Here is a 14299-nt window from a genome sequence, read left to right as displayed (position 1 = left end):
TCGCAATGTCGAAGAACCAACCACGCTGCCACTGCGGCGGTGAAATGAAACGCAACGGCACCACCAGCAAAGGCACCACCAGATGGCGCTGCAAACAATGCGGCGCCTCCAGCGTCAAACGTCGAAACGACATCACCAACGCGGCAGTGTTCACCCAGTTCATCGAGCATTGCACCACCGCAATATCACTCGACGACCTAGCCAAACGAAACGGTGTTAGCCGCGCCACCATGAAGCGGCGCTTCAAGTGGTGCTGGCTCGTTGATGTGCCTGACCCCACCGCCGGCCACCACAAGCGGATCTACGACCAGGTATTTCTCGATGGCACCTACACCGCCGGTGGCTGCCTGATCGTCGCGGCGACCATCGACCACGTGATCGCCTGGCACTGGTGCAAACACGAAACCACCCGCGACTACCAACTGCTGCTTGAACGCATCGAAGCCCCACTCATCGCCGTCATCGACGGCGGCCAAGGCGCATACAGCGCAATCAAAAAGTGCTGGCCGACTACGAAAATTCAACGCTGCCTCGTCCACGCCCAACGCGTGGTCCGCCGCTACACCACCACCAACCCACGCACCGATGCCGGGCGCACCATCTACCGACTTGCGCTGAAACTGACCCGGATCACCACACTGGATGAAGCCGCCGCGTGGGGTGTGCAACTGCACGAGTTTTCAACGATCTACCGGGAATGGATGAACGAGAAAACCATGATCAAAGACCCCAAAACAGGTGCATGGACCCGCGTGTGGACCCACCACAACGTGCGCAAGGCCTACAACAGCCTCAACCATCTTTGGCGGTCCGAGATGCTGTTTGTCTACCTCAACCCGCCAGCAGGAGTCCTTGCGCCCGAGCGGATCAAATCCACCACCAACAGCTTAGAAGGCGGCATCAACGCCCAGCTCAAACTGCTCGCCAGAACCCACCGCGGCAGATCAGGCGAACGACAACGCCGCATGCTGGATTGGTGGCTCTACTTAAAAACGGAACTGCCTGACGATCCAGTACGAATCGCCAGGCAGTCCGACTGGGGCCAGGGCCAACTCGCCAAAGTATCCACCCTGACCCAAACCGAGAACCAAGCCGACCACGAAACAGGACGCCCAGCCCTCTACGACAACGCTATCGACACCGACTACACCCACTCAATCGGCATTCAAAAAGGCCAAATCTAACCCCCGCGACACGCCGAGCCAGACACACATTTTGACCCTTAACCCTTTAAATGGATATAATTAGACCCATGTTGATTTCAGGTACCGCTTTCTTGCGGTTGCGCACCAACCGCTAAGGCGGTTTCCTACCCCGTAGGTTAAAAACCGCTCCGGTCCTTTAGCCGGGCGGCTATTTGTCATGCCCGGCTCCCTTTCAAATCCAAGGAGCACACCTTATGTCTGCATACGGACACGGCCGTCACGAGCATGGCCAAAATTTTCTCACCAACCACAAGATCATCAACTCCATCATCGACCTTGTGAAACAAACCTCCGGCCCCATCATTGAGATCGGACCAGGAAGCGGTGCCCTCACTCACCCGATGGCCCACTTGGGGAGGGCGATAACGGCAGTTGAAGTGGACGCAAAACTAGCTGCCAAAATCACACAAGAAACCTCCTCGGCGGCGGTCGAAGTGGTCCATGATGATTTCCTTAACTTCCGGTTACCCGCCACTCCCTGCGTCATTGTGGGAAACATTCCCTTTCACCTCACCACTGCCATTCTTCGAAAGTTGCTGCATGCGCCAGCATGGACTGACGCTGTACTCCTCATGCAGTGGGAAGTCGCTCGCCGCCGGGCCGGGGTAGGCGCAAGCACGATGATGACGGCTCAGTGGTCCCCATGGTTCACATTTCACCTGGGTTCTCGGGTACCAAGGTCTGCTTTCCGGCCACAGCCAAACGTTGACGGGGGGATCTTAGTGATCCGCCGGGTGGGTGACCCGAAGATTCCGATAGAGCAGCGCAAAGCCTTTCAGGCGATGGTGCACACCGTTTTCACTGCCCGGGGACGCGGGATAGGGGAAATTCTCCGAAGGGCAGGGTTGTTTTCATCACGTTCAGAAACACAATCATGGTTGCGCTCGCGAGGAATCGACCCCGCGACCCTACCTCCCAGATTGCACACCAACGACTGGATCGATCTCTTCCAGGTGACTGGTTCCTCTCTACCTCACCATCGACCCATTTCACCATCGGGAAGTAGTCAACGACCTCCTCAACGGAAAAACCGAAGCCGGCGGCGTTAATCCCCACCAAAACCGAAATCCACCAGTAGTACTAAAAGGGCTCTTCCGGTTTTAGAGTGCATTGATTAGTTCGCCGGGGGTTCGGGCGTGGCACAAGATATTGGGGTCCTTGGCTTTGTAGGAAAAAGGTATCTAATCCATCCGTACAAAACTAAGGACCTACTGTGCAGCCTAACTACTGTACCCACTGCGGCTCAGCCTATGGCAGCAAAACCTGGCACTCCACTGATAAATACCGGGCTATCATCTGGCAATGCAACGAGAAATTCACAGTTCCTCACCCAAAGAAAATGCCCGTACTACGCGATAATCAGCTGCAAACAATCTTCCAAACAGCGCTCGCCCAGCTCATCAAAAGCCAGCAGCTCATCGACTGGGACTACCTAATTACCACCACATCAGACACCACCGATTTAGAAGAACAATCCTTACAGCAAGCAAGTGAAATCGAGGTAACCACCAAACTCATTAACCAAGCCATAACCCACAACGCTCATCACTCTCAAAACCAAGACGACTACCAAGAGCGCTTCACCCAGCTAAAAGCCCGCCAACGTGAAGCCATCAACGCCTACGAAACAACTCAGGTAGAAATTGAGCGCCGCCACGGCATCAAAGCCAAACTCACTAGGTTTAAGAAAACCATCCAAAACGCCACCCTCAGCCAAGACTTTGACCGAGCAACCCTGCGTGCTCTTTGCCAACGCATCCAAATCACACCAACAGGCGAGGCGAGCGTAATCTTTGCTAACGGCACCGAAATAGAGATCCCAGCAGAAGCAACTGAAAGAAAAAGAATACGAAGAGTTTCAGCAATACCCCTATAACAAGGCGCATGGGTACATTTGGACACCGGATACGCTGGAACTAATATGTAGCGGCAATGACAACGAGCCGGAGCAGATCGGCAGACAGGTGCTTGAGATGTTTGGCAGGGTGCGTAACGAGCGTATCTCCCACATGACGAGCGATAAGCATAAGAAATATGTGATCCGCAGTCTCCGAAAGGGTGAAACCGAGCTGCTGAAGGACTTCTTGTATGAAGCAATCCTCATACCGAAAGGTGCGGAGCCGCCGACAAGAGATATCATTGAAAAGCCGGAACTGCGAGTGTATACGGATGATTTCGGTACACGCAAGGGTGATAACTGCCTGGTGGCTGATTTCGGCGGCAAGGTTATCGGAGTGGTCTGGACAAGGATCATGGACGATTATGGCCATGTGGATGACGAGACGCCGTCCTTTGCCATTTCGCTTTACAAAGAGTATCACGGTCAGGGCATCGGCTCACAGCTTATGGTGAAGATGCTCGAACTGTTGAAATGGCAGGGATATGAACGAGTGTCCCTGGCGGTGCAGAAAGAAAACTACGCCGTGAAGATGTATAAGAATGTCGGCTTCAAGACGGTCGATGAAAATGCCGAAGAATACATTATGGTGTGCGAATTATAAGGAGATGTGTTTATGGACTGGGAATTAAGTAGCAGACATCTGTTATGCGGGTTTGCTCCTATTATCGCATTATTGGCGGTGTACTTTATTTTTTTACATTTGAAAGAGAGAAGACGGACGTTTGGTCATATTGCCATTTCTTGTGTGTTTTGCTTCTATTTGACAGGAATATTGACGATGACGGGGATTTGGTATACGTCAGCTTTTGATCCGAGAATCGTATATATTCCTTTTGTGGATATGGTCAGAGGACCAGTTGATACTATACTCAATGTCGTTCTTTTTATTCCCTTGGGGATATTTCTTCCATTGCTTTATAAAAAGTTCGATAAAATGGGAAAAATAGCTTTAGCTGGTTTTTTGATTTCGGCATCCGTTGAAGTTGTTCAGATGTTTGGATGTGGAGCGACAGACATCAATGATTTGATAGCCAATACAGTGGGTGCTTGTTTGGGCTTCTGCATATATAAAATGCTATATAGGATTATCCCGGAATCGTATTTAGAAAAGATTCAAGTAGATGGTTCACAATGCATATATGAATTGGTGATTTTTTGGTTATGTACACTTTTGGTGATGATAACTATACAGCCGCAAATATATCATGCATTGTTTACTGCCGGCGGCGAAATACAAACATGGAATTAATCAATAACGAGGAGAAAAAGATCTGGTGGTCACGAACTGTGACTACCAGTTTCACGAAGAGATCGATACGTACGCACAGGCAGCGATAAAACCGAATACCTTACTCCGTAACGGTGCATACGGCATCGTTATGAGGGCTGTGCAAAACAAAAGGGCTGACCACCGTTCAGGTAGTCAGCCCTATTTTCATGCCTGTGAGCAGGACTTTTAGATTCTGCGCGCGTTTTCAAATTTTGCGCGCACCTTTGCGCAAAACCCTAGTTTTGCGAAATTGTATCAATTCAGTGTGCTCGTAGTGGAGTCGCGGGGAATTGAACCCCGGTCCGGTGACCGTACCCTCGGTCTTCTACGTGCGTAGTCTGCTGGCCGCACGGCAGTTTTTCTGCCCCCATGTTATAGCAGACAATTCATGGCGAGCATATCTACAGTAAAAGTCCCTGAATTGCCCTGCAGCCCAGCAATTCAAGCAAGTCTTCTCATGACGTTCAGCACCACTCCGAAGACGTGAGTGGGTGGACGGAGCAGCTGCTCACTGGTTAATCCTGGCGCGAAGCTCAGGCAGCGAGAGCGAACTCAGTGCGATTAGATTTAGCACTTATTCTTTTGCGAAAGGACGTTTACGAGTGGACTTCCGCATTCTCGGCACGCTTCCCCGCGGCGAACAGATCGCCGTCGAAACCGATCGACCCCTTTTGATTTTTCAAACAATTGTTGCTCTAGAGCACACATTTCTACATTGTATCATATTTTAACGTTACGAACTGCTTGAGCACTTATTCCTCACGGCATAGTCGTTCGGGTGATTTTTTTGGGGGGTATTGATTAGTATATTATTAGTTAGGTGATTTTATTTGCCAAGCGTAAATATGAGTTGTAGTTGATTTGTAATGAATAAAAGATTATAACAAAATGTTTATTTTATGCCCATATACTGTATTCATGTATAGTACATATGAAGATTTATAAGTATGCGTGGTCTACTTGAAATTGGTTGGAGTGAGGAGAAATAATGGCAGAGCGTAAAGATTTACACGGTGATGTGGCACCAAGAAGAACACTTCGTAAGGCTCATGCAGTGAAGCGTTCTCGTGCTTTGCATAAGGGAGTTGCTGGAGTTGCTGTTGCTTCAACTTTGGCAATGATGCTGCCATCTGTTGTAGCTTCCGCGCTTCAGCCTACTCAAAAAGATATTATCGATGCGTCTAATATGACGCAAAAAATGGGCAAAGGTAAGCCTGATGTAGAAGAATTGAACATGCAGCGTTGGGGTGCTGGCGTGCTTAATAAGAGTGCTCAAACTCAAAAGTTTGTAGAGCTTGCGCGGCATGATGCACAAATGCAAAAGTTGCGTGAAGCACAACAGCGTGAGATTGAGCAGCGTGAAATAAATAAGAGTGAAGCAAAGCAGCGCGAATCGCAACAACACGAAGTGCAACAGCGTGATGGAATTGACTCGCAGTTAGGTAGTTCTTCAGAACAGGTTAATTTCGGACATTCTTATGCAGTAAGTGCGCCTGCGCCAGTGCAGCCAGTTCATCCAGCAGTAAAGCCAGAGTCGACTCCAACTTTGAAGCCGACTGCAAAGCCAGAATCAACGTCAACTGCAAAACAAGATGCAAAGCAACCTGCAGAAACAAAGCAACCGGAAGCAAAGCAACCGGAAGAAAATGCTGGTGACGTTAAGCCTGCTGAGGTTAAGCCAGGTGAAAATAAGCAGCCTGCACAACCAGCAAATACGCAGCCTGTAAATACTGAAAGCGCAAAGCCTGCAAACGAGCAGAATACAAGCGCACAATCTTCAAGCACTCACGCAGAAAATACGAATGCGGCAAGCGATGCAAATACGCCAAGAGTGCGTGTTCGTAGGTCTGTTGAGAGCGGCGATGGTGCTTCCGACGGGAATAGTGTAACTACTACAACAAGTGCGCCTGCAACCTCGACTGCACCGTCTGCAAATAATGCGTCTGCAGCTCCGACTGCGAACACTGTAGATAATACGACTGCACCGTCTGCTCCTGCACCTTCAACAGGTACAGCGTCTAACGCTGGTGCTGGAACTACAGCGAAACCAAGTACAGAAAATACAACTGCACAAGGTGCAAATGCAAACGTCTCAGGCGAAGAGAAAAGCACTACGCCTGCTTCGAACAATGAGCATCCTTCACCTGCTTCTACATCGAACGCTGGCACAACAACTAATAACGCAGCAACTGATCCAAACAGCCAGGTAATTAAGCCGAATGAGCAGCATCCAACTGCTGAAAACACAGAGCAAGCCAACGAACAGGTACAAACCGACAAAAAGCCAAAAGCCACTTACAATTTGAAAATTCGCTATACGATTGGTGGTGCTGCGAATAAGCAGCTTGTGCAGCCGTATGAGCTTACAATTGATCAAGAAGACTTCGATAATCTAGGCAAAGATGGCAAGTACGAATACATTGAGCTTCCAAAGGCTGCTGGATACCGTCCGTCCGTATATCACTCCGGTGATTACCAGTACTACATTAAAAACAGCGAAGACAAGTTTGTTATTGACGACGGTACGGATGCGGATGCTAAGCGTTACTTGCGTTTAAGCAAGAAGCTGATTACTGATTACGCTGTAAAGAAAAGGCAGGCTGTTGAAAGCAACAACAGTGCTCAATCTTCGCAGAATCCATCGTCTACGCAGTCAGGTTCGGACGACGGTATTCAGTACTACGGCGAGTTGAATATCAACTACGCTCCTAAAACAGCTAAGTACTATGTGCGTCACTTGGTGCAGGATCTCGATCATAAGGATGAGTTTCACGATGCTCCAAATCTTGGCGTTGGCAAGACTATTGAAGTAACTTACAAAGATGGCAAAAAAGAACGTATCCACGTCACTGAAGTTACTGGCACTGTTGGTTCAGATGTGAGTGCTGTAGCTCTGTACATTCCAGGCTACGAGCCGGAGCATAATCTTATTAGCTCGCCGCTTTCGGATTCTGAAGATGAAAAAGATAAGCTAGTTTTGAACCTTCGCTACTACCGTAAGGCGTATGAAGTTACTTACGATTCTGCTGGCGGCACGGATGTTACTGCTCAAAAAGTGTATTACCAGCAAGATGTGCCACAAGTTACGAAACCAACTAGGCGAGGTTACACTTTTAAAGGATGGTCTTTAGTAGATCCTAGCAAAGAGAGTGATCCGCTTTATGCTGAGAATACTATTGTTTCTCTTGATGACTACAAGATGCCGGATCACAATGTGCAATTCCGCGCTAATTGGGAAGCGAACAATACTACTAGCTACCGCGTGAACGTGTGGGTGCAAAAAGCGGATTTGGTTGACAAAGAGCATCCGGATTCGCTTGCAAACTACGACTTTGTTGGTCTTGTTGAGCGCAAGAACGTGAAGACAGAGAGTGACGTTGCGCTTAATAAGATGAATGATGCCGGCGTTGCTAATGATACTAGTAAGCTTAATGGTAAAAACGAAGATAATTATGTAGAAAACCCAGAGCTTGGCTTAACGAAAGAAGAGTTGCAAGGCACGAAGGATAAGAGTTACAAAGACGGCTTAATTTCAAAGTTCAACTGGATGAACGATACGCCTGTAACAAGCTTAGACGGGTATGATACCGCGAATCCTGGTGACGCTTCAAACAAAGGCAAGGATATATTCACACGCTACTTCCATGTGAATAAGGAGCTTACTAAAAAGCTTAACACTGAGCAATATGATTTTGTGCCGGGTCACCCAGATTTAGGCAAACGTAGTAAATCGCAGCTTTGCGCGAACGACTTAAACAACACTCTTAACTTAGTTTACGACCGCAAGACTTACGAGCTTATTTTTGCTAAGCCTACTGGCGTAGATAGGGGTAACAATGCTGCTATAAAAAGAAAAGACGAAAGCGGCAAAACAACTATTTATTGCTATGCTGATGGTGGCAATTGCTCAACGAAGTATGATAGCGAAAATGAAGATAACGATGGCAACAAAATTGACCATAAGGGCTACCGCGTAAAAGTTCGTTACGGTCAAAAGCTTACTGATATTTGGCCTGATATAAATGAATTAGATTTTAATGAAGAAAATATAGGCTCTTTAGGATGGCAGCTTGGATATGCAGGTGAAGTGAATTATCGTGACACTCCTCCGTATCGTTTTACTATAAAAGAATTTGCTGATCCTAAATTCCGTGTACAAGGTAATAATCAAGCGCCTAAAATTAGTGATGACCCTTCGAATCCTAGTGCACAGCAATACGAGCTAAAAGATAATCAGCGTCTGCTTACGGCTGATATCAGTAGTAAAAGTGCGCCTATACAGGTGATTATTAGGAAGCAAAGTATTGCGTCTGCTAAAAACGGTGGCGATGATATAGACGACAATGATTATGAGCTTTCAACTGATTCATATAGCAAAGATGATACTGACAATTCGGGTTATTTATATACAGCTCCATCTATTGCAGGTTTTAATCCTGCTGATGGTTATGATAAGAAAAATGTTGGTGATTCGTTAGATCCATTCGACTTTGAAGATAATCGGGAAGAGTGGTATAACGAATCTCATGGTCATGGGAATTGGGATGATTTAAGTGATGATGAGAAGAATGCTTTTGCTAAAAAGTATCATTTAGCATTTCGAAAGTATAGGGGCGTTCCAGTAGATGAACAAGAAGATTATTCTGGTGATGCAACTGAATTTGAAACTAACAAACTACTTGAATTTAGGTACAACCGCAAGTCGTACGATGTGCAGTTTTATAATGCGGATGGCAAGGCTATAGCTACAAACGGTAGCGCTGCTACAGAGAGCCTGCCGTTCGAGTATAGTTTGACTAAGCGCGGCAAAAAAGATTTGACGGGCGAAGACAAAGAGCTATACGGAAACGATACATCTTATGATGCTTCTGTAACTAAAGACGATGCCGGTAATACGTCTAAGCAGTTCGACGGCAAGTACACTTTCACGCTTAATAACAAGACTTACTCCATCGTTCGCCCTGCTGATTTGCCAGAAGACTATGTGTTTAAAGGCTGGGCTGTTGATCAGGCTGGTACTCAGTTTATAAATGGCGAAAACAAAGATATTACAATGCCAGTCAACGGCATTAAGCTTTACGCTGCGTGGGGTCTTCCAACTGATATTCAGCACACTGTAACGTTTGACTACCATATGCCGAAAACCGACGACAACGGCAATGAAATAAGTGGCTCCGACGTAGTTACGGAAAAGAAGTTCCCTCGCTACCATGTTATTGACGAAAAGAAGATAAGCACCCCAACGCGCAAAGGCTACGACTTCTACGGCTGGGAGATTAAAAAGAACGGCACGACTTTGCCGTACGCTTTTGGCAATAAAGTAGTAGAAGATATAAAGCTTGATGCAGTGTGGGTTAAGGATACTCGCTACAACGGTACTTTTAAGCACATATTCTTAAAGCCAGGCGTAACGTTTGCTGACTATAAGAAAGAGGGTCTTTCAGACGCAGAAAAAGCCGCGATGGTGGATCACGTTTCTACTCAAACGGTTTCCGGCTTGCGCGAGCATTTGCGCTACAATGCGGAAGCAGTCTACAGCGACGAAACGCACTTCCCAGATAAGCAGTTCACGAGCTTTGAAGCTTCGAGTGATGAGAAGCAGAATACTGGCGAGTTTATTTACCAAACGTACAATACGCGCAAGTATAAGGTAAAGTATATTGATCAAAACGGTAAGGAGCTTCTTCCAGAAAGCGAAGTCAGCTCTGTAAACAGAAAGTACGACGTAGTATTCTACAAGCCGATTGAAGGCTTTGTGCCGGAAAGCACACAGCAGAATATTACTTATACTACTGATAGCGAAGGTAAGCAGACTAGAGAAGATACATTCATCTTCAAATATAAAGACGTTCGCGTGCTTAAACGCAATGACGATAAGCAAGCTCGTCCAGATCACTACACGCGCTACGTGTTCAAAGTGGCTGATGGTCAAGACTCTATGGGCAGCGTTGTTGACTGGCAGAACAAGGATGTAGCTGACGACTCTGCTCTTGTGTACGACGCAATTAAGGGCACAAAAGCTTATCAAATGCCACTTCCAACAGTAAAAGCAAAGCCTGGATTTGAGTTTGTTGGTTGGACTTCAAAAGTCGGTTCGTCTGAAGTTGGCTCGCATACGCTTCAGTATTCCGATGGTGTGAATCGCTTGCCGATTCGCTCCGAAGAGCAGAACAATCCTGAAGTAATTTACATTGCTCACTTCAAGCTTAAAGCTCCTGTTGCTGCAGCTCCGCAAGTGCTTAAGCCAATTGAGAAGATTAGTACTGGAAGTAGTGATGATGCTAAGAAGCTTATAACGAATGCTAGTGATTATCCAGATGGTGCTACGTTCAGCTTTGCGCCTGGCGAAAAGTTTGACAACACTCCAGGATTACACAAGATTAAAGTGCAAGTGCATCTTGGCAATAACATTGCTGAAGCTGAAGTGCTGTACCGCGTGCTGCCGGATTTGGTGTACGCAAGCGAGTGGGATAAGTTTAAAGCTACTGACTACGGCAAAGCGCATATTGACGAGTATGCGCCGATTACTTTCACCGGCAAGAATGATGAAGGCACTATTATTGGTCACGATGGAGATAATGCCAATCATCCTGCTGGTGAAAAAACTACGCTTACTGCGTACGTTTATAAGGGCAAGGAAGTTAGAATCCGCGTGCCGCAAGCTTTCGGCAATGATTACAGCGACCAGCATTACCACTACGTGTTTAAGGGTTGGGCGACTAATGTTGTAAAGCCAACTGCTGAAAATCCAAAACAAGAGCAGACGTTTGACATAAATTCAAGCGACCGCTACAAGAAAGTAAATTTGCAAGACGGCGTAACTTACCACGCTATTTACAAGCGAATCGACTACTTCTCCAGCTCGTCCGACAATGGAACAGTTCCAGAAGATTCTGTAGTTGCAATCTTCAAGCCTGCTCCAGGACGAAAGTGGAAGGACGGCACAGACGGCCCTAAGGTGTTCTACGTAAAGAAGGGTACTGATCTTTCGCAAATTCCTTACAGTGCTAGCGACCAGACTAGTGCGTTGACAAGGCTTCAAGAGAACCTAACCAATGCTAAGGGAACTTGGAATCGAAGCAGCATGATTAATGGCAAAGAAGAAGTAACGCCTATAGATGATGTTTCGAATTGGAAAGTTGATAAACCATTCCAAGAGTTCGTGGCAGATCAAACCCCTTGGACAGAGCCAACAGTGCAGACTGATTACTTGGTCGCTGTGCAAGATAAGCCTGACACGCTTCCAAAGTTAACCGATTTTATAACTAATATGTCTCAGCTCAAAGCAGATGCTGCTGTGAATAATGGCATAGAAGACATAAAAGTCGAATATGATTTGCCAACTGAAGCTGAACAAAATAAGTTAAAGCAGAAGATGCTTAAGAAGCCTGCTTTGTACACTGTTCCTTTGAAAGTTACAGTTAAGTATAAGGATGCAGCAGATTACAAGACTTATAGACTTGTAGGACGCTTAAAGGTGCTTTACCAGTTGATGTACGATAAGAGCCTACCGAAACCAGATAGTACTCAGCCTTCACATCAGCCTGGCGATACTAATCCTCTTACTGGTGTTGCTGCAGAGCGTGATCTTGTTCTCAATAAGGATAAGTATGTTAAGGTCAACTTTATAAATGCCAATCAAGTTGATCATAAAGATCAGGGCAGCCTTGATAAAGATACTACTAAGCTGTACTACGTTCTTAAAGACGATGTTACGGGCGTAAAAGCTCCGCAAGCTGTTGGCAAGAATTATGACGCTGATGGATACCATTACGTGTTCAAAGGCTGGAGGAAGCTTGAGAATTTTGTTGATAATGATAATTCTAATGCTCGTTCGAGTGTAAGAAGAGGCTCAGCAAATCAACCTGAAATTCCTGTCACTACTTTGATGGTAAGTGAACCAGCATCTGCAACTAGCGTTGATGTGCAAAACGCGAATGGTGAAAAGTTGTTAACGAATGATGAGATTCGTAAATTAAAGTACTCTGAAAATACTACATACCAAGCAGTGTATGAAAAGGTGATGAACATCATCGACGCGAAGAGTAATGAGAAAATTCCAGATAACTACGTGCCGTATGTGTTCTTACCAGCTTTCGGAAGGAAGTGGGATGATGGCTCATACAAACCGAAAGTTATCTACTTTAAGTCCGATAGTACTACATATGAAAATGACGTTAATAATAAAACTAATGAGTTAAAGCAACAGCTTAAGGGCTTTAGCAAGTGGGAAGTTTATGATGCAGGCAACAAGCCTGTTCCGTCAACTGACACAAATAAGAATAGACAAATTCGCGTATATGTTGCAAATCAGATTGCTGATATGCCTGTGAATGTATCTCAGTTTGTTAAGAGTGTTGGAGATGAAGTTCCTGCTCCTGATGAGCTTGTGTCTGGTGTTGATCCTAATAACCTAGAGATTGCGGGCATGCACGGTGCTGGTGTAGTTTATTCTTCCGGTGCCAATTCTGTTCGAATTGCGAAGCCTGGAATTACTACCGTTAGAGTGAAGGTTGAAACATCTGATCCAAATAAGAAGGATGCAAAGATAGTACGTTATGAAAATGTACCTATTCAAGTGCTTCCGAATGTGATTGCAGAGCGAGATTTGCCTTCAGCTGGCAGCCAAGCAGGAAAGTTCATTTTAGAAAACTACACAAAGGTAACGTATGTAGCTGGCAATGGCGGAACTATGCAGTCACCAATGCATACATACTGGGTGCGTAAAGATAGAATGTCTGAAATAAAGAATTATATTCCAGACGTTCTTGCTAACAAAGGTTACATATTCAAGAATTGGGATGAAGTATCTTACTCTAAACATATTGATACCATCTATAACAGTGCTGATAACCACAAATCAACTGATATTGAGCGTGAAACATTAGCTAAGATTGCTGAACGCTATGGCATGTCGTTTACAGCTAATGTAATCCGCAAATCTAAGAATTCTACATTTGCGGCTATAAAGAATATTCTTGCTGAAGCTATAAATAACGAGAATATGAGTTATGAAGCAAGTCGTAATAGATTGGCTATTGTTGCTGAAACATTAGGAAAGTCATATACGGCAAAAATAATTCGTAATTCACAACACTCAACTATTGAAGCTTTGAAGAATTTACTTGTGCAAGCTGGTATTACTGACGCCGATATTGCAATGGTATTCCCAGAAAGCGAAACCATTATTACTGCAAACTTCGAGAAGATGGCTCCTATGAAGTTTAAGTTTAGTGGTTCTGCTCGCGAGGGTGTTTTAACGAACTTCAGATTGCAAAACATGACTGAAGGAGATGTTAATAACACAACGGTTACAGTAGACGGCAAGAAAGTAACTATTAACGAGTTAGTTGCTCAAGGCTTAACTTCTGTAAACGGCATTAACGCAAATTGCGCTGGTACTGAATGCAAGATTTCTGGCACGCCTAAGATTGTTGACGGCAAGCCGAAAGTTGAGCTAACGTTTACTACTACCGACAAGTATGGTCGCGAAGCGGAAATTACTGTTGAAATTGATGTGATTTCTGAGAGTAAACCTGCTCCAACGCCTGAACAAGCTATTCCTTCTCTTGATTCTTATACTTCATATGACGTAACTATTGAGAATGAAAAGAAGCAAGAAAAGGATGTAAAAGAAACTGCTGAAGCAAAGCCGGAATTAGCTAAAACTGGTAGCAATACGGTTTCTTCTGCATCCGCTGGTATTTTGTCGGCAGCAATCGCAGCAATTGGTCTCGCGGTTGTAAAGACTGGCAAACACCATCGCAAGCGTCGCAATAATAAATAATTTATTTAAATTTGGAGCGTTTGAATTTTTCATGCGCTCCATTTTTATGCGGATTATAAGCGCGTCGAGGGTGGTGACTAGAATTACGAAGGTTCCGGTTCACGCTTAGCTATTGGGGCTTTGCGACCCGGGTCGCC

7 protein-coding genes and 1 other RNA gene are annotated in these 14299 nt (G+C 45.8%); 7 read left to right on the top strand and 1 reads right to left on the bottom strand.

Translation table 11 applies throughout. The annotated features are described in order from the left end of the window. The first annotated feature begins 5 nt into the window (after nt 1-5). From K9E37_RS01840 to K9E37_RS01820, 6 genes are all read left to right on the top strand, one after another. Nucleotides 6-1184: an IS256-like element IS1249 family transposase gene (locus K9E37_RS01840; protein ID WP_005323424.1), complete on the top strand. Its 1179-nt coding sequence runs from the start codon at nt 6-8 to the stop codon at nt 1182-1184. 50 nt (nt 1185-1234) lie between these two features. Beyond that, entirely contained in the window at nt 1235-1300 is a 66-nt protein-coding gene (locus tag K9E37_RS06465; RefSeq protein ID WP_071569110.1) for an erythromycin resistance leader peptide, read from the top strand. A gap of 99 nt (nt 1301-1399) precedes the next feature. After that, the gene (locus tag K9E37_RS01835) at nt 1400-2254 is read left to right on the top strand and encodes a 23S rRNA (adenine(2058)-N(6))-methyltransferase Erm(X) (RefSeq protein ID WP_011117480.1); all 855 of its coding nucleotides are present in this window, start codon (nt 1400-1402) and stop codon (nt 2252-2254) included. Between the two features lie 164 nt (nt 2255-2418). Continuing rightward, complete coding sequence (locus K9E37_RS01830) at nt 2419-3081, top strand: hypothetical protein (protein WP_248893468.1); 663 nt, start codon at nt 2419-2421, stop codon at nt 3079-3081. Nucleotides 3082-3214: 133 nt separating this feature from the next. Next, a complete protein-coding gene (locus tag K9E37_RS01825; RefSeq protein ID WP_169770265.1) occupies nt 3215-3706 on the top strand; it encodes a GNAT family N-acetyltransferase in 492 nt (163 codons plus the stop codon). Nucleotides 3707-3718: 12 nt separating this feature from the next. Continuing rightward, the gene (locus K9E37_RS01820; RefSeq protein ID WP_169770239.1) at nt 3719-4354 is read left to right on the top strand and encodes a VanZ family protein; all 636 of its coding nucleotides are present in this window, start codon (nt 3719-3721) and stop codon (nt 4352-4354) included. A 293-nt stretch (nt 4355-4647) separates the two neighbouring features. Here K9E37_RS01820 and ssrA read toward each other — a convergent pair. Continuing rightward, nucleotides 4648-5044, bottom strand: a transfer-messenger RNA (tmRNA) gene (gene ssrA, locus K9E37_RS01815). Nucleotides 5045-5363: 319 nt separating this feature from the next. Between ssrA and K9E37_RS01810 the strand changes: the two genes are divergently transcribed. Beyond that, a complete protein-coding gene (locus tag K9E37_RS01810) occupies nt 5364-14162 on the top strand; it encodes an InlB B-repeat-containing protein (RefSeq protein WP_248893466.1) in 8799 nt (2932 codons plus the stop codon). Nucleotides 14163-14299 lie beyond the last annotated feature (137 nt).

This window comes from Gardnerella swidsinskii (assembly GCF_023277705.1).
Lineage (GTDB): Bacteria > Actinomycetota > Actinomycetes > Actinomycetales > Bifidobacteriaceae > Bifidobacterium > Bifidobacterium swidsinskii.
The sequence above is the reverse complement of the archived record's forward strand: the minus strand, read 5'-3'. Positions and strand labels throughout refer to the sequence as shown.